The sequence below is a fragment of the Tateyamaria sp. ANG-S1 genome (assembly GCF_000814025.1).
Lineage (GTDB): Bacteria > Pseudomonadota > Alphaproteobacteria > Rhodobacterales > Rhodobacteraceae > Tateyamaria.
This window is the reverse complement of the sequence record NZ_JWLL01000006.1, coordinates 480,235-496,985: the sequence shown is the minus strand read 5'-3', so window position 1 is coordinate 496,985 and position 16,751 is coordinate 480,235. Positions and strand designations below refer to the sequence as shown.

The window sequence follows — 16,751 nt, the reverse complement described above, 5'->3', positions numbered from 1 at the left end:
AACGGCATCTGGCACCACACCAAACATAAGGACAAAGTGTCCCCGAACACCCTGTTCGAAAAGGGCACGCAAAGCGTCGACCAGTACGGGGTCGCCATCGACCGTGACTACCAGAGTTTCGAAAACGGCGCGGTGACCAAGACCGGCTGGACGCGCCGCAATCGCTGATCAGCCCACCAGCACCTCGCCAAACTCATCGCGCAGGTTCCGCTTCAGCACCTTGCCCGTCGCGTTGCGGGGCAGCACATCGGTAAACACCACCTTGTCCGGCACCTGCCACTTGGCGATCTTGCCGTCGAACACCTCCAGCACCTCCGCCTCCGACGGGCTCTGCCCGTCGGCCGCCACGGCCACCAGCACGGGCCGCTCATCCCATTTCTCATGCCGCGCGCCAATCACGGCGGCATCGGCCAGCGCCGGATGCGCGATGGCGATGTTCTCCAGGTCCACGGACGAAATCCACTCGCCCCCCGACTTGATGATGTCCTTCGACCGATCCTTGATCGACAGGTACCCGTCAGGGTCCAGCGTCGCCACATCGCCGGTATCAAACCACCCATTCGTCAGCGTCTCGTCCACGCTCTTGTGGAAATAGCTGTCCAGGATCCAATGCCCCCGCACCATCAGCGCCCCTTGCGCCTCCCCATCATGGGGCAACGGATTGCCCTCATCATCCATGATCTCCAACTCGACCCCCCAGGGCGGACGCCCCTGGTTCTCGCGCAGCTTGTGCTGCGCCTCGATCGGCAGATCGGCGTGCTTGGCCAGCGGCTGATTGGACGAGCCCAAAGGTGACATCTCGGTCATGCCCCAGGCATGGATCAACTCCACATCGTATGTCTCGCGGAAGGCCGCAATCATCGACGGCGGACAGGCCGACCCACCCACAACCGTCCGCTTCAAGGATGCAAGCTGCGACCCCGACGCCTCCGCCTCACCCAGCAGGCCCAACCAGATCGTCGGCACACCAAGCGCAATCGACACCTTGCACCCGTCAATCAGCTTCACCAGCGACGGCCCATCCAGACCCGGCCCCGGCAACACCATCCGCGCACCCACCTGCGCACAGGCATAGGGCGTGCCCCAGGCATTCACATGGAACATCGGCACGACAGGCAGCACCACATCACGGGCCGAAAACCCGATGCAGTCCGGCGTGTTCGACGCAAACGCATGCAAAACAGTCGAGCGGTGTGAATAGAGCACACCTTTCGGGTTACCCGTCGTCCCGGACGTATAGCACAGCGACGAGGCGGTGTTTTCATCGAACTCCGGCCACGCGAAATCTGGCACGCCAGTGGCCACCAACTCATCATAGAACTCCAGCCCGTCGATCTCGGCCGCCGCCACCTCGTCGCGCCCTTCCATTAACACGACATGCTCCACACCGGGGATCTTGTCCCGGATTGCCTTCACCAGCGGAATGAACGTGCGGTCAATAAACAGCACCCGATCCTCTGCATGGTTGATGATGTAGATCAGCTGTTCCGGAAACAGGCGCGGGTTGATCGTGTGGCACACCAGCCCCGCCCCGGACACGCCAAAGTAAATCTCCAGATGCCGCCGGTTGTTCCACGCAATGGTGGCACAGCGCGCCTGCGGCTCCAGCCCCAGCTTCAACAGCGCATCGCCCAACCGCCGACTGTTGGCGCCCACCTGCCCCCAAGTGGTCTCCTCGACGCCGCCGCCGGTATTCACGGACGTGATCACCGTCTCGGCATGATACCGCGCCGCATGGTCGACCAGCGATCCAATGGTCAGGGGATAGTTCATCATTTGGCCAAGCATCGGCGCCTCCCGTTTTTCCTGTCAGAGCAACGCCTTGCCCGCACGCACCCTCCCCGGTGCGCGCGCGTTCCTCCCTTGGTCCAACCCTGCCAAGGGGCGGCGCACCTTGCAAGCACGGCGTCACGCGGCTGACGCAAAGAAAAGGGCCGACCACATCATGGCCGGCCCTCTCTCATTCACTGCAATCGGCTCAGCCGCACTGCAAATCCTCGGCATGGGCAATATGCCCCCGATGCGCCTCGACATAGGCGATCAGCCCTGCCATCACGCTCGGCTGGCCCGTAAACCCGTGCCACGGCTTGAAGTGCGGCACATGCAGGAAGGTCGTGGGATCACGCTTCAGCAGGTTGGCAAAGACGGACGCCACCAGACGACCCCCCGCCCCGGTCAACTTGCCATGACCCTTCTGTTCCGCTTCCTGCAGGCAGTAGAACCACAGCGGCGTCTTGGTGATGCCCTTGGCCTTCAGGATCGCAGGCGGATCAATGGGATGCGTGCCCAGATGCGCCGCCAGTTGCTGCCCGCTCGCCAGTTGATAGGTATAGCGGTCGCGCACCATGTTGCGCAGGGCCAGGTTGGCAGATTGCGGCTGCGTCAACGTCTCCCCGATCTCCGCCAACTCAATCGGTGCATGGACAAAGGGCAGGTTCAACAGCGGCATGCCCAACTTCGGCGCCACAGGCCGCGCCTTTTGCGAGGTAACATCCCCATTCATGCCAAAGAACATGGCATAATCGATGTTCCCGCTTGTTGGCCTGCGTCCGAAACCAAGCGTGGCAAACAGACCCTTGGGGTCAGCCCCATCCGTCAGCGCATATTCAAACTGCGTGGTCGCATGTCCAAAGCGATAGCCAGCACCGGTGAACTCCACCGGCATCACCGGCGCATCCCAGCCAAAGGGATCATTCTGCAACGCCCAGTCCAGGCACTCCTGCTGCACAAAGGCGGGCAGCAACTCACACCACACAATCCACTGGTAATGCAGACGAATGAACCGGCGCACTTCTTCAAAGTTCGCCAGCTTCGGGCTCACATGATCATGCCAGACATGCTTGGGCAGCCCCTCATGGGCGCAGGCGCTGATGTCCTTGGCGTCATCGCCGCCCTCGACCCGCTTGCTCATCAGGATGTTGTGCAACTCGATGAACACCGACTGCACCTGCGCGACCAGAATGTTCTCGTCATTGCGCGGATCGCCAATCAGCGCCTTGCCCGCACAGGTCCGCGCCAGATCCCGCGGGTTGTCCTTGCGACCATGAACCAGGAACTGCTCCGCCTCGCCCGCACCATAGAGATGCGGCGACGCCTCCGGCCCTGCGCCATAAACGCAGTCGAGATCGAGGCTCGGCGTCCGCACATTCGGAATGGTCGAGGGGTCAATGCGCGTCCCGAGGGCCGAGGTCGCATCCAGCGTGATATCATGATCCACGAACTGCCCAAGGAAGGTCATCCCCGCATCCGCAGGCCCGTCCTCATTCTCGGTCGCGCCCATCGCGTTCGCCAGCTCGTGCAGCGTCGCAATCACGTCCGCATGGGTGATGTTCTTGATGCGAACAGGGTTCGCGGGCAACACCCGCCCCAAGGTTTGCGCAAAGGGCCGCGCCGGTCCCTTGCCATGAATACACGTTTTGAAAAGTTGATCGAGCCGTGTCAGCCCGTGTTGTGTGCCAGCCATAATATTGGCCTCCGGTGCATGTTGAAAGAAACAGGGCGAAAATATTGGATGCCCTGACGCAACAATGTTGCGCTTTCAACCATAAGTCAGGTCAGATATTCCCGACCAAACGCACCTGCATCGGCGAAAAACCGCGCATATACACCTCAGCCTTTCTTCTGGCTAAAAATACTTTCGGGGGAGCTCGAGGGGGCAGACAGCCCCCTCGTCAGCAAAAAATAGATCGCGTGCGCCGTCAGGCGCGCCGTTCAACAGCAGTCATGACCGATGCGCATGCAGATAGGCGATCAGGCTGCGGGTCGATCCGTCCTTACCCTCAGCCGATGCCGTCCCTTCGACAACAGGCTGCAACGCCGTCGCCAATTCCTTGCCCAATTCCACACCCCATTGGTCATAGGAATTGATGCCCAGGATCACACCCTCGACAAACACGCGATGCTCATAGAGCGCCACGATCTGGCCCAGGGTGAACGGATCAAGCTTGGGATAGATCAGCGTGGTCGACGGCCGGTTGCCCGCAAACACCCGATGCGCCGCCTGCCGCTCAAGCTCTGCACCTTCGAACTTACCCGCGATCTTGGCGCGCGCCTCATCTAGCGTCCGCCCGCGCAACAGCGCTTCGGACTGCGCCAGGCAATTCGCCACCAGCAAATCGTGATGATGACGCAACTCCGGCTCGTGCCCCTCGCAGGCCACCATGAACTCACAGGGGATCACGGACGTGCCCTGATGGATCAGTTGATAAAACGCATGCTGCCCGTTCGTGCCCGGCGCGCCCCAGACCACAGGGCCACTCTCGACCGGCACCACGCCACCATCCATGGTCACGGATTTCCCGTTCGATTCCATCTCAAGCTGCTGGAAATAATCCGGCAACTGCCCCAACCGCTGGTCATAGGGCAGCACCGCCCGCGTCGCATGGCCCAGCACCTGCCGGTGCCAGATGCCCACCAGCGCCAGCATCAAGGGCATGTTGTCCGCCCCTTCGGCGGCACAGAAATGGCGGTCCATCTCCTGCCCACCGCGCAGAAACGCGCGGAAACCATCAGGCCCGATGGCCATCATCAGCGACAGCCCAATCGGCCCCCACATCGAATAACGCCCGCCAACCCAGTCCTCGAAGCCAAAGACGCGCTCGGCCGGAATGCCAAACTCCGACGTCTTCTCAAGGTTCGTAGACAAAGCGGCAAACTGCGCCGCCGGATCACCGCCCTGATCCAGCATCCAAGCCCGCGCCGTGCGCGCGTTGGTCATGGTTTCAATGGTGGTAAAGGTCTTCGACGCGACAATCACCAGCGTCGTCTTGGCATCCAGCCCCCGCAACGTGTCGGCAATATGCGCCCCGTCCACATTGGACACAAAGTGCACACGCGGCCCATCATGGTAAGGCGACAGCGCCTGCACAGCCATCGCGGGCCCAAGGTCCGATCCGCCAATCCCGATATTCACCACATCCGTGATGGCACTCCCGCGCACCTCTGCGGCATAGGCCTCCATCCGCCCGAGTATCTCCAGCACACCCGGCATGACGTCTTCGCCATCCACATGCACCGGACCGCCATCAAGGTTGCGCAAGGCCGTGTGCAGCACGGCCCGCCCCTCGGTCTCATTGATCTTCTCGCCCGCAAACATCGCATCGCGCCGGGCTGCCACATTGGCACTGCCCGCCAGCGCCAGCAAAAGCGCACGGGTGTCGGCATCCAAATTCGTCTTCGAATAATCAAACCGCATGTACTGCGTCTGCACGGCAAATTCATCCGCACGCGCATCATCAAACAGGTCCAGAATGGCCCGATCCGCTACCGCATCGGCCTTCGTCTTCAATTCAGTCCACATAAAATCACTCCGCCCAATGCACCGTGAGGCTGCTCATAACCGCCTTAATTGGCGCTTGCGTGACATCCAGGCTCTCCGCCCGTTCCAAAGCGTCCCGCTTCTCAGCCCCATAAATCACCAAATGCTTCGCCATCGCCCCGGCCAACGCAGGGCCCGAGAACGAAATCCGAGGCTCCTGCCCCTCAACCGACACCGGCACCACCAGTGGCGCATCATCGGCGAGCATCTCGGCCAACCCGACAGCGCCCGGAAACAGCGAGGCCGTATGCATATCCGCCCCCATCCCCAAAAGCAGGATGGAGATTGGCATCTCCTCCGCCAACTGCTCGGACAGGACAGGCGCCGCCTCTTCCGGTGTCTGCCCCTCAATATAAAACGGCACGAACTTGGCCGCCGCCGCACGGCTCTGAAACAGGTGTTCCTTCAGCAGTTTCGCATTCGACCGCTCGTGATCCTCGGGCACCCACCGCTCATCGCTCAGCATCACATGCACGCGTGACCAATCCACATCCGCAGCGCACAGGTTGTCAAAGATCGGCCCCGGCGTCGTGCCGCCCGGCACCACGAAGGACGCCCACGGATGGACCAGCAGACAGTTCTTCAACTCGCTCGCAAGCGCATCGGCCAACCCGATGGCCAGCAGATCTCGGTCGGGATACTCGACGATACTCATGGGGCCACTTTCCTCCACACGCGGGTGTCGCGTGCCAGAAGCTGTACGGCATCCACAGGGCCCTCGCTACCGGCATCATAGGTCTTGGGCACATCTCCGCGCGCCTCCCAGCCCTGGATGATGGGATCGGTCCAGGCCCAGGCGGCTTCAACCTCATCACCCCGCATGAACAGGGTCTGGTTGCCGCGAATGACATCCATGATCAGCCGCTCATAAGCATCGGTCTGATCCGCCCCATCCGGCCCCAACGCCTCGGCAAAGGACATGTCCAGCGGCACATTCATCAACCGCATGCCCCCCGGACCGGGCTCCTTGATGGTCACGCCCAGCGTAATCCCCTCATTCGGCTGCAACCGAATGGACAGCTCGTTGCGATGCTCCCCCGCCTCACCAAAGATCGAATGGTTCAGCTCCTTGAACACGACCACAATCTCGCTCGACCGCGCCTTCAGCCGCTTGCCGGTGCGCAGGTAAAACGGCGTGCCCGCCCACCGCCAGTTGGAAATCCCAACCTTCATGGCAATGTAGCTCTCGGTCCGTGACCGCGGATCACCCACCGCCTCACGATAGCCCGGCGCATCCGCGCCCGGCTCATACTGACCGCGCACGATATGATGCGGCACCATCGGATCCAGCGCCCGGATCACCTTTAGCTTCTCATCACGCACCGCATCCGGGTCGAACTTGGACGGCGGCTCCATAGCGATCAGGCACAGAAGCTGCATCAGGTGGTTCTGCACCATGTCGCGCATCGCACCCGACTTGTCATAGTATTCACCCCGGCCACCCACGCCGACGGTCTCGGCCACGGTGATCTGGATGTGATCGACATATTGACTGTTCCACAACGGCTCAAACAGCATGTTGCCAAAGCGAACGGCCATCAGGTTCTGCACCGTCTCCTTGCCCAGATAGTGGTCGATCCGGTAAATCTGCCGCTCGTCAAAATGCTTGGCCAGATCGCGGTTCAACGCCTTCGCCGTCTCCAGATCACGGCCAAAGGGCTTTTCGACCACGATCCGGCTGTCCGCATCGGTCAGCCCATGCTTGGTCAACCGCTCAGCAAGATCCCCAAACAGGCTCGGGCCGACCGAGAAATAGAACGCACGCACCACATCATCGCGCATCAACGCGACCAGATCGGACCACCCGTTCTCGCCGCGCGCATCAATGGTGACGAACTCCATCCGCTCCAGGAAACCGTCCAGCGTGCCATCCTCACAGGCACGCCCGCCACCAAACTCGGCAATCGCCTCGGCAACAAAGGCGCGGTACGCAGCACTGTCCATCTCACCCCGCGCGGCCCCGATCACACGCGACCCGTTGGGCATCTGCCCTGCACAAAAGCGGCGAAACAGACCGGGCAGGATCTTGCGCCGGGCCAGATCGCCCGTGCCCCCGAAAATCACCAGATCAAAGGGGTCCACCGGAATGACGCGCGATACCATGGCAAGGGCTCCCTCTTTTCCGTGCCTGCGAAATGTTTGCGCTACCACTAGCAGATTCAAACAGATACTCAACGCCCGATGCTGCATGTGCAGCACGAACCGGCACCTTTTTATCACAAAGCCGTCAGGGGGCCACAGTGCGCTTTTCCCTTGTGATCGCAGGGCATAGGTCTAACCTCCGACGGCATAAGCAGAATTGGACCACCGCGCATGAAAGATCTGGCAAACCTCGGCAAGTTTCAGGACCCCGATGTCACCGCCAAGGGCGAGCCGCGCGCCAAGGTCTCGCTGACCCATCCCGAAACGCTCTGGTTCAACACCGGCACGCTCTGCAACATCGCCTGCGCCAACTGCTATATCGAAAGCTCGCCCACCAACGACGCGCTAGAATACATGACAGCGGACGAGGTCACGAACTACCTTGACCAGCTCGAAGACCGGCAATGGAACGTGCGCGAGATTGGCTTCACCGGGGGCGAGCCTTTCATGAACCCCGCCTTCCTCGATATGGTCGAACGGTCGCTGGCCCGCGGCTATGACGTGCTGATCCTGACGAATGCCATGGCCCCAATGATGCGGCCCAAGATCAAGGCGGCCATCATCCCGCTGGTCGAGACATATGGCGACAAGCTCACCTTCCGCATCTCGCTCGACCACCACGCCGCATCCGTCCACGACACCGAACGCGGCGTCGGCACCTTCGCCAAGACGCTCCGCGGCATCGACTGGCTCGCCTCCATCGGCGCACGGCTCGCGGTCGCGGGCCGCATCGAAATGGCGGAAAGCGAGGCTGAGGCCCGCGACGGCTACGCGGCTCTCTACGCCAAACACGGCTGGGACATCGACGCGCAAAATCCCGGCATGACCGTCCTCTTCCCCGAAATGGACGACACGGTCGAAGTGCCCGAAATCACCACCGCCTGCTGGGGCATCCTGAACAAACACCCCGACGCGGTCATGTGCTCTTCCTCCCGCATGGTGGTCAAACGCAAAGGGGCCTCAGCCCCCGCCGTCCTCGCCTGCACGCTCCTGCCCTACGACCCGCAATTCGAACTGGGCACGACGCTGGAACAGGCCGAAGCCGACGTGTCGCTCAACCACCCCCACTGCGCCAAGTTCTGCGTTCTGGGCGGCGCCTCCTGCTCGGCCTAGACGGGCGGCCCTGACGAAAGTCTCATTTAACGACACGGCAAGCCGGTGCATTCTGCCACCGCAATGCAACGTTTGTTCATGTTGATCGGATGTATCTGCCTCATGGCAGCCAGCTCCCTCTGGGTGACAGCTGATCCGTGGCAATCGGCGTCCCGCAAAGGCGCAGCAGACGCACAGGCGCTCAACCACATCCAAAACCAGCCGGACCGCATCAGCTTTTACCTGGCAAAAGACACAAGCCTTTTGAAAGCCGTCATGTGGTCCCCGAACGGGTCACTTCTGTATCCCGGGCCGCACGCCTACGTGCCGACACGGTTCGATCTGTCGCCGGAAGAGATCAGCGAACTCACCCGCCTCACGTCAAAGCCCCTGGCAGGCAACTGGTCTCCCTATGACAGAGACGGGCACGAGCGTCTTTATTGCCAGACAAGCCCACGGATGTGCCTGATCTACGCTCATGCCGAATTGCAGAACGGCTTTCAAACCGCCCTGCATGGATGGACCAAGGGCGTGACATGGGCGTTGACGTTGCTGGGGTCGCTCAGCCTGCTTGTGGCTTGGCGGCATAGGGCAGCACAGCCATCCGACGACCAACTCGTCCTCCTGCCCGACCAACACAGCGCACGGCACGGCACGCTTCAGGTTGCGCTGACACCACGCGACTTTCGCTTGCTTGAATTCCTCCAGGAAAAGCACGGAGCCGTTGTCACCAAGGATGAGCTTTACGACGCAGGATGGGGGCGTGATTTCATGCCGAACTCGCGCGCACTCGATCAGCACATCATCAACCTCCGCAAGAAACTCGATCCGGACAAAAGCCGCTCACCCGTCATCGAGACGGTGCGCGGCGTTGGCTACAAGTTAGTAAAATAGCGTTTTTTGCGCATTTTTTGCAGAAGTCTCACACGTTTCTGGCACTCCGCTGCGCCGAACACTCCAGTCTGTCGATGCAACGTCTAGGATTGGAGACCGATATGAACATCAAACGCACCACATGCATCCTTGCATGCGCAGCCTTCGCATCTCATGCCATGGCCGAGGACCGGGACAGCCATGTTTCGGATGAATTTGGAACAAAGAACCCCGAAGAGCTTTCCATGCGAGGTGCCCTGGACCGCATGCGGCATGGGGAATGGCACCCGATGACCGGCGCCATCGGGTATGGTGCCGCCAAGGCTGGCATGCATGAAGAGGCGCGCGAAATCTTCTCGGAAAGCGCCCGTCGGGACAATGTACAGGGCCTGACATGGCTATCATGGATGGAAGACAACGGCCTTGCCGGCCCGGAAAACCCCGAAGCTGCGGCAGAGCTGGACCGCCGCGCGATGGAACTTGGCTCGGAAATCGGCGCATTCAATTATGGGCTGGACGTGCTGCGAGGACGCGGCGTGCCCTATGATCAGGACCTGGGAGAACAGATCATCCGCAAGGCGGCCGAGATGGGCAGTGAGACCGCCCAGCACCTGATCGACAATGACTTCGACCTCGATTCCGTCACGCCCGATGCGGACGCTTGGAAATACGAAAAACGACTGTTCTGAGGTCCGACATGCAGTTCATCGGAATATGGGCCAATCACGCCCAAACCTACATGCTGGTTCTGACCTGCGTGACCTTCTTCGCATTTTCCCTGCCGATTTTTCTGGCGCCGCGCGTGTGGGCCCGGATGCTGCTTTGGCGGCTCCCCGACGACACAGATCTCGCTTGGTACTTCGCCCGTTGCCTGGGGTCCTTTGCGATTGTCACCAACGTCTTTTTTCTCCGTGCCGCACTCGATGGATCGGGTCTTCAACTCTTGCTCGAATACTTCACCTTGTTCTGCGTCTTCATGGTCGTCGTCCATGTCTGGGGTTGGCTTGAGGGGTCCCAACCCATCACCGAAACCCTTGAGACGGGATTCTGGGCTGCACTGATCGGCCTGAACCTGTGCTTTCTGCCAAGCGCGTAGTTGGGCACATCACTGACAACCGCAAGCGGCGATACTTCAATGGGCCCGGCGGGTGGGTGAATTTGCGCAGCAAAGAGCGCACCTGCCGGGCCGGACAACAAAGGTTAACGCCGACGCACATCTTACCAACAGGTTAATCGCTGCTGCGCACCCAAAACACGCAGTTTTACGGCCAAAATGTGCAGTTTTGCCAAATGACGTGGAAAACCGGCCAAACGCGACCGTCAAAAATGCGCAGTTTGAAGCTGAAAATATGCAGTTTCGGGTGTTAGCCACCCGTCTCGCCCCACCGCGCGCTCCACTAACTTTCACTGCAGCGTGAACTCGCCCGTCACGTTCTGCCACTCGCCCGGCCCAATCATCTTGCGGTGAGTAAAGCGCACAGAATGCAGCGCCCCCTCAATCTCCGCCCGCCAGAAGTCGATAAACTTGAACAGCCGCGGATGGTCCGGTGCCAGATCGTAGTCCTGCCAGATAAATGTATTCAAAACATGCACATAGTCCGGCATATGATAGAACATCTCCGCCGTGGTCAGCCCATATCCCTTCAGCATCAACTCGGTCTCGCTCTCGGCCATATCGCACCTCTTTATTTCTGCTCTATGCTCAGCAGAGCCGATCACCGATTAATTTTCAATGAAAACAACAGCCTATCACCGATCCGGGCAGAGTGCTAACAACGCCGCACCTCAAGCATTGCACCCTATATGCGGTTTCTGATAGAACCAGACCCAAGATATAGAGCACGCGACAGAACGGGCAGAGCCACGTGAACGACACGCCACAACCCCCTGAAAATGATGATGAAATGCGGCCAGAGCGGCCGGAATACGATGGCCCTTCGGTCTCCATCGAAGCCGAAATGCGCACGTCCTATCTGGACTACGCCATGTCGGTCATCGTCTCCCGCGCCATTCCCGACCTGCGCGACGGCCTAAAACCTGTGCACCGGCGCATCCTTTATGCAATGCACGAAACCGGGAACACACACGACAAATCCTACCGCAAATCCGCCCGTCCTGTCGGCGACGTCATGGGTAAGTACCACCCTCACGGCGACAGCGCGATCTACGATGCGCTCGTGCGCATGGCGCAGGATTTTTCCATGTCTTTACCGCTACTTGACGGGCAAGGCAACTTCGGCTCCATGGACGGCGACAACCCCGCTGCCATGCGCTATACCGAAGTCCGCATGGACAAACCGGCGGCCTTCGTCCTCGCCGATATCGACAAGGACACGGTCGATTTCCAGGACAATTACGACGGCAAAGACCGCGAACCCACAGTCCTGCCCGCCCGCTTCCCCAACATGCTGGTCAACGGCGCAGGTGGCATCGCCGTTGGCATGGCCACAAACATCCCGCCCCACAACCTGGGCGAAGTGGTCGACGCCTGCCTCGCCCTGATCGAAGACCCGGACCTGTCCTCCGAAGCGCTCATCGACTACGTGCCCGGCCCTGACTTCCCAACAGGCGGCATCATGCTGGGCCGCTCCGGCGCGCGCAAAGCCTACCTCGAAGGACGCGGCAGCGTCATTGTCCGCTCCAAAACCCGCGTCGAGGAGTTGAGGAAAGACCGCTACGCCATTGTTATTGATGAGATTCCTTATCAGGTGAACAAGGCCACGATGATCGAACGCATCGCCGAGGCCGCACGTGAAAAGCGCATCGAAGGGATCAGCCACGTCCAGGACGAATCCGACCGCAACGGCGTCCGCGTGGTCATCGAATTGAAGCGCGACGCGACCGCGGAAGTTGTCCTAAACCAGCTCTTCCGGTTCACCCCGATGCAAACCTCTTTCGGCTGCAACATGCTGGCACTGAACGGCGGCCGACCCGAGCAACTGACCCTGCGCCGGTTCCTCACCTCGTTCCTCGATTTCCGCGAAGAAGTCGTCATCCGCCGCACCGCATTCGACCTGCGCAAAGCACGTGATCGCAGCCACATCTTGTGTGGCCTCGCCGTTGCGGTCTCAAATGTAGACGAAGTGGTCGCCACCATCCGCTCCTCCGCCGACGCGGCAGAGGCACGCGCCAAACTGATGGAACGCCGCTGGCCCGCCGCCGAGATTGAAGGCTACCTGCGCCTCATCGACGATCCGCTGTCCAAAATGCACGACGATGGCACCTACAACCTGACGGAAATTCAGGCGCGCGCCATCCTTGATCTGCGCCTGCAACGCCTGACCCAGATCGGGGTCAAGGAAGTCACGGACGAACTTGAAGAACTCGCTGCAAAGATCAAGGAATACTTGGAAATTCTGGGTTCGCGCGAACGGATCATGGGTATCATTTCGGACGAATTGACCGAGGTGAAAGACCAGTTCGCCGTGCCCCGTCGCACCGAAATCGTCGACTGGTCCGGCGACATGGAAGACGAAGACCTGATCGAGCGTGAGGACATGGTCGTCACCGTGACCTCTGGCGGTTACATCAAGCGCACCCCGCTCGCCAACTTCCGCAGTCAGAAGCGCGGCGGCAAGGGTGTCAGCGGCATGCAGACCAAGGAAGAGGACGTGATCACCACCCTCTTCGTCGCGAACACGCACACGCAGCTCTTGTTCTTCACCACCGATGGCATGGTCTACAAGCTCAAGACCTGGCGCCTGCCGCAAGGTGGCCGCACGTCGAAGGGCAAGGCGATTGTCAATATTCTGCCGATACCGCAAGGGGTTAGCATCGCGGCCATCATGCCTGTGGATCGCGATGAGAAGGAATGGGATGACCTGCAGGTCGTCTTCGCCACCTCTGCCGGCACCGTGCGTCGCAACAAGCTGAGCGACTTCACCAATGTGAAGGCGAACGGCAAGATTGCCATGAAATTCGAGGATGAACACGCCGACACGACCCTTATCAACGCCCGCATCGCGTCCAACGATGACGACGTGATGCTGGTGACAAACTCGGGCCGCGCCATCCGGTTCCCGGCCACCGACGTGCGCGTGTTCAACAGCCGCTCGTCTGTGGGCGTGCGCGGGGTCAAGCTGAACGGATCGGATCGCGTCGTGTCCATGTCGATCATCCGCCATTTCGACGCAGATGCCGAAGAACGCGCGGCTTACCTCAAGCAACGCCGCCTGATGGCTGGTGTCACCGAAGAGCCGGAAGGCGATGAGGATGATGTCGCACCCGGCAACCTGTCCCCCGAACGCTATGCCGAAATGTCCGCGGCCGAGAACCTGATCCTGACGATCACTGCGACCGGTTCCGGCAAGCTCAGCAGCAGCCACGACTACCCCGTGCGCGGTCGCGGTGGCTTGGGTGTTGCGGCCATGGACAAGGCAATGCGCGGCGGCGACATCGTCGCCTCCTTCCCAGTTGAGATGGACGACCAGATCATGCTGGCGACGTCCAAGGGCCAATCGATCCGTGTGCCCGTCGAAGGCATCAGCTTCCGCTCGCGCAGCGCGGGCGGCGTGCGCGTGTTCAACACGGGCAAGGGCGAGGAAGTGGTCAGTGTCGCCTGGATTGCGGATCAGGCTGATGAGGAAGACGCAGAATAGCGGTGCGCATTAAATGCGCACCCTACCAATATGCGTAGGGTGCGCCCGATGGGCACAGCGCTTCTAAAACCCGTAAATACCGCTGAATTTGTCTTTGAGATACGCCAGAAGCGGCTCCGGCCCCGGCGCGCGGCCACTGGCTCGTTCGATCATCTCACGCGGCTCGTACAAACTGCCATGCACCTGCAAATTGTCGCGCAACCAGCCTGTCGCCGCTGACGTTTCACCTTGCGCCAGTTGCGCATCAAGATCCGGAACAGCCGCCCGCAACGCCTCGTGCAGGCACCCGGCATAGACATTGCCCAACGAATAGGTTGGGAAGTATCCAAACAGTCCAACAGACCAATGCACATCCTGCAAAACACCGTTTGACGGCTTGTCGACGGCATAGCCAAAGTCAGCCTTGAACCGGTCGTTCCAAGCGGCCTCCAGGTCCGAAACATCCAGGTCACCGGACATCAGGGCCCGCTCCAGATCAAAGCGTAAAAGGACATGCAGGTTATACTGCACCTCGTCGGCTTCGGTCCGGATATAGCCATTCGAGACACGGTTCACGGCAGCATAGAACGCCTCTTCGTCCGCGATCCCGAAATCACCAAACGCATCGCGCATCTGACCGTAAAGCCAACCGGTAAACGCGCGGCTGCGCGCCAGCTGGTTCTCATAGATGCGGCTCTGGCTTTCATGCACCCCCATCGACACACCGCGCCCCAGCGGGCTGAGCAGGTAGGCATCGTCGATGTTCTGCTCATAGCAGGCGTGCCCGACCTCGTGGATCGTCGAGTAGAAACAGTTGAACGGGTCGTCCGGGTTCGTGCGCGTGGTGATCCGTACGTCATTGCCCGAGCCGGAAGAGAACGGATGCACCGCCTTGTCGATGCGCCCATGTCCCAGATCGTAGCCAAAGGTCTTGGCCAGCAGGGTGCTGATCTGCAGCTGCGCCATTTCGTCGAACGGCCCTTGCACCTGTGCAGGCGCAGGTTTGTCGAGGATTGCAGCCCGCAGCTCGGTCAAGGCCGGACGCAACGCGCCGAACATCTCCTCCAGATCCGCACCCGTCGTGCCGGGTTCGTAATCCTCCAACATGGCGTCATAAATGTCGCCGCCATTTGCGAGCGCCGCACCTTCTTCGCGCTTCAGGGCAATAACCTCGGCCAGCACGGGGGCAAAGGCCGCGTAGTCATCCGCCTCGCGCGCCTCGGCCCATTTGCCTTGCGCCGTGGACGTCACACGCGCGATCTGTGCCGCCAGATCCGCCGGTACCTTTGAGGCGCGGTCATAGCCACGCTTGATCTCGCGCAGCTTGGCCGCATCGACGGCACTCAACCCACCCGCGTCAATCGCGGCCAACCAATCACCGACCTTTGGATCTGTCCGGCGCGCATGCAGCACGCTTTCCATCGCAGCCATCTCTTCGCCCCGTTGCGCAGCAGCACCGCGCGGCATCATCGTCTCCTGATCCCAGCCAAGGCGACCTGCCACCTGTCCCAGAGCCTGCGTGGTGTGGTCATGGGCAAGCAGGTCGTCAAACGCACTCATCAGGATGTCCCCCGGATGGATGTTGCAATCGGATATGCGGCGAGGAAACGCCCGCGCAGGATCAATGCCCACAGGACCACGGCCAGGAACTGGTGCAGGATCGCCACCTGCCACGGCGCGCCATAAAGGACAGTGACAATGCCCAGCACGATCTGCAGGCTCATGGCGGCAAAGACCGCGTTGAAGGTAAAGCGCGTCCGTTCATGCGCCGATTTGCGCCCGCGCAGCCAGACGACGACGGCAAAGACAAAAAGCAGATAGCCCGTGATCCGGTGGATAAATTGCACAAGGCCGGGGCTTTCAAAGAAATTCCGCCACCATGGCTCAAACACAAAGGCCGTCGCGGGGAACACCTGCCCGCCCATGAGTGGCCAGTCGGTGTACGTGCGCCCAGCATCAATGCCCGCAACCAGCGCGCCGATCAGAATTTGCAGAAAGGCAAAGTGCATCAGCCCGGTGGACATCGAAAACAGCTTGGCTTCCTTGTCGCGGCGCGCCTGCATCAACTCCCGCTCAGGACGGCCCAGCAAGTAAGTATACCAGGCAATGAAGCCCAGAATGACAAAAGCAAGGCCCAGATGGGTCGCCAGCCGGTAGCTGGCCACATCAAGCATCCCCTCGCCCTGCGTTACACCGCTCGCAACCATCCACCAACCGATCGCACCTTGCAGCCCGCCAAGCACGCCCAGGCCCAGCAGACGCGGTGTCCAACCCGTCGGGATCTGGCGGCGGATCAGAAACCAGAAGAAACCAATGGCCCAGACAAGGCCGATTACCCGGCCAAGCTGCCGGTGCCCCCATTCCCACCAGTAGATGACCTTGAAGTCGGCCATGGTCATCCAGGCGTTCTGCAGCCGAAACTCGTCGATCTGCTGGTACAATGCGAATTCCGCCTCCCAATCCGCCTGGCTCAGCGGCGGAATGGCCCCGGTAAAGGGCCGCCATTCGGTGATCGACAGCCCACTGTCGGTCAGACGGGTCAGTCCACCCACAGCAATCATCACGACCACGAGGGCAAAGAGCATCATCAGCCAGACGCGGATCGCACCGCGCGCGCCGCCCCTGCCCTTGTCGATCACCCCCGTTTCGACCAACTGCTTTTCGGTGGTCCCGACCTCTTCGAAAATACTACGGTTCTTTGCCATCTTGGCTCCGGTTCTTGCTCACCGCGCAACCTAAGTCCGCCGTGC

14 protein-coding genes are annotated in these 16,751 nt (G+C 60.8%); 6 read left to right on the top strand and 8 right to left on the bottom strand.

Annotation, left to right across the window (positions count from 1 at the left end):
- Positions 1–36 precede the first annotated feature (36 nt).
- Complete coding sequence (locus RA29_RS23770; RefSeq protein WP_275041507.1) at positions 37–168, top strand: hypothetical protein; 132 nt, start codon at positions 37–39, stop codon at positions 166–168.
- Here the strand turns inward: RA29_RS23770 and RA29_RS13680 are convergent, their stop codons facing one another.
- The 5 genes from RA29_RS13680 to zwf all read right to left on the bottom strand — a co-directional run bounded on the left by RA29_RS13680 (position 169) and on the right by zwf (position 7,420).
- Positions 169–1,788 (bottom strand): long-chain fatty acid--CoA ligase, encoded by a 1,620-nt coding sequence (locus RA29_RS13680; RefSeq protein ID WP_039686814.1) that lies wholly within the window; start codon positions 1,786–1,788, stop codon positions 169–171. It abuts the gene before it with no gap.
- Between the two features lie 190 nt (positions 1,789–1,978).
- Positions 1,979–3,463, bottom strand: a complete 1,485-nt coding sequence (locus RA29_RS13675) for a peroxidase family protein (RefSeq protein WP_039686812.1) — start codon at positions 3,461–3,463, stop codon at positions 1,979–1,981.
- Positions 3,464–3,721: 258 nt separating this feature from the next.
- Positions 3,722–5,299, bottom strand: a complete 1,578-nt coding sequence (gene pgi, locus RA29_RS13670) for a glucose-6-phosphate isomerase (protein ID WP_039686810.1) — start codon at positions 5,297–5,299, stop codon at positions 3,722–3,724.
- A 4-nt stretch (positions 5,300–5,303) separates the two neighbouring features.
- A complete protein-coding gene (gene pgl, locus RA29_RS13665) occupies positions 5,304–5,972 on the bottom strand; it encodes a 6-phosphogluconolactonase (protein ID WP_039686808.1) in 669 nt (222 codons plus the stop codon).
- A complete protein-coding gene (gene zwf, locus RA29_RS13660) occupies positions 5,969–7,420 on the bottom strand; it encodes a glucose-6-phosphate dehydrogenase (RefSeq protein ID WP_039686806.1) in 1,452 nt (483 codons plus the stop codon). The genes pgl and zwf overlap by 4 nt, the downstream gene beginning before the upstream one ends.
- A 210-nt stretch (positions 7,421–7,630) precedes the next feature.
- On the opposite strand from zwf, the gene RA29_RS13655 reads away from it, so the two are divergent.
- From RA29_RS13655 to RA29_RS13640, 4 genes are all read left to right on the top strand, one after another.
- Positions 7,631–8,572, top strand: a complete 942-nt coding sequence (locus RA29_RS13655) for a radical SAM protein (RefSeq protein ID WP_039686804.1) — start codon at positions 7,631–7,633, stop codon at positions 8,570–8,572.
- Between the two features lie 102 nt (positions 8,573–8,674).
- Entirely contained in the window at positions 8,675–9,445 is a 771-nt protein-coding gene (locus RA29_RS21980; protein ID WP_052249658.1) for a winged helix-turn-helix domain-containing protein, read from the top strand.
- A gap of 101 nt (positions 9,446–9,546) precedes the next feature.
- Positions 9,547–10,113 (top strand): tetratricopeptide repeat protein, encoded by a 567-nt coding sequence (locus RA29_RS13645; RefSeq protein ID WP_052249657.1) that lies wholly within the window; start codon positions 9,547–9,549, stop codon positions 10,111–10,113.
- Between the two features lie 8 nt (positions 10,114–10,121).
- On the top strand, positions 10,122–10,520 hold the full coding sequence (locus tag RA29_RS13640; RefSeq protein ID WP_039686802.1) for a hypothetical protein: 399 nt from the start codon (positions 10,122–10,124) through the stop codon (positions 10,518–10,520).
- Positions 10,521–10,828: 308 nt separating this feature from the next.
- On the opposite strand, the gene RA29_RS13635 is transcribed toward RA29_RS13640, so the two are convergent.
- On the bottom strand, positions 10,829–11,098 hold the full coding sequence (locus RA29_RS13635; RefSeq protein ID WP_039686801.1) for an usg protein: 270 nt from the start codon (positions 11,096–11,098) through the stop codon (positions 10,829–10,831).
- 230 nt (positions 11,099–11,328) lie between these two features.
- Here RA29_RS13635 and gyrA point away from each other — a divergent pair, with 230 nt between their 5' ends.
- The gene (gene gyrA / locus RA29_RS13630; protein ID WP_082029538.1) at positions 11,329–14,022 is read left to right on the top strand and encodes a DNA gyrase subunit A; all 2,694 of its coding nucleotides are present in this window, start codon (positions 11,329–11,331) and stop codon (positions 14,020–14,022) included.
- 63 nt (positions 14,023–14,085) lie between these two features.
- Here the strand turns inward: gyrA and RA29_RS13625 are convergent, their stop codons facing one another.
- A complete protein-coding gene (locus tag RA29_RS13625) occupies positions 14,086–15,561 on the bottom strand; it encodes a carboxypeptidase M32 (protein ID WP_039686797.1) in 1,476 nt (491 codons plus the stop codon).
- On the bottom strand, positions 15,561–16,706 hold the full coding sequence (gene ctaA, locus RA29_RS13620; protein WP_039686795.1) for a heme A synthase: 1,146 nt from the start codon (positions 16,704–16,706) through the stop codon (positions 15,561–15,563). Before ctaA ends, RA29_RS13625 begins: the two co-directional genes overlap by 1 nt.
- Positions 16,707–16,751 lie beyond the last annotated feature (45 nt).

Bases quoted from the DNA above. Each gene is read 5' to 3' on its own strand.
- RA29_RS13625 (WP_039686797.1), bottom strand. From the start codon at position 15,561: ATGAGTGCGTTTGACGACCTGCTTGCCCATGACCACACCACGCAGGCT.
- RA29_RS13640 (WP_039686802.1), top strand. From the start codon at position 10,122: ATGCAGTTCATCGGAATATGGGCCAATCACGCCCAAACCTACATGCTG.
- RA29_RS13655 (WP_039686804.1), top strand. From the start codon at position 7,631: ATGAAAGATCTGGCAAACCTCGGCAAGTTTCAGGACCCCGATGTCACC.
- RA29_RS13675 (WP_039686812.1), bottom strand. From the start codon at position 3,463: ATGGCTGGCACACAACACGGGCTGACACGGCTCGATCAACTTTTCAAA.
- RA29_RS13635 (WP_039686801.1), bottom strand. From the start codon at position 11,098: ATGGCCGAGAGCGAGACCGAGTTGATGCTGAAGGGATATGGGCTGACC.
- pgi (WP_039686810.1), bottom strand. From the start codon at position 5,299: ATGTGGACTGAATTGAAGACGAAGGCCGATGCGGTAGCGGATCGGGCC.
- zwf (WP_039686806.1), bottom strand. From the start codon at position 7,420: ATGGTATCGCGCGTCATTCCGGTGGACCCCTTTGATCTGGTGATTTTC.
- RA29_RS13645 (WP_052249657.1), top strand. From the start codon at position 9,547: ATGAACATCAAACGCACCACATGCATCCTTGCATGCGCAGCCTTCGCA.
- ctaA (WP_039686795.1), bottom strand. From the start codon at position 16,706: ATGGCAAAGAACCGTAGTATTTTCGAAGAGGTCGGGACCACCGAAAAG.
- gyrA (WP_082029538.1), top strand. From the start codon at position 11,329: ATGCGGCCAGAGCGGCCGGAATACGATGGCCCTTCGGTCTCCATCGAA.
- RA29_RS21980 (WP_052249658.1), top strand. From the start codon at position 8,675: ATGGCAGCCAGCTCCCTCTGGGTGACAGCTGATCCGTGGCAATCGGCG.
- RA29_RS13680 (WP_039686814.1), bottom strand. From the start codon at position 1,788: ATGCTTGGCCAAATGATGAACTATCCCCTGACCATTGGATCGCTGGTC.
- pgl (WP_039686808.1), bottom strand. From the start codon at position 5,972: ATGAGTATCGTCGAGTATCCCGACCGAGATCTGCTGGCCATCGGGTTG.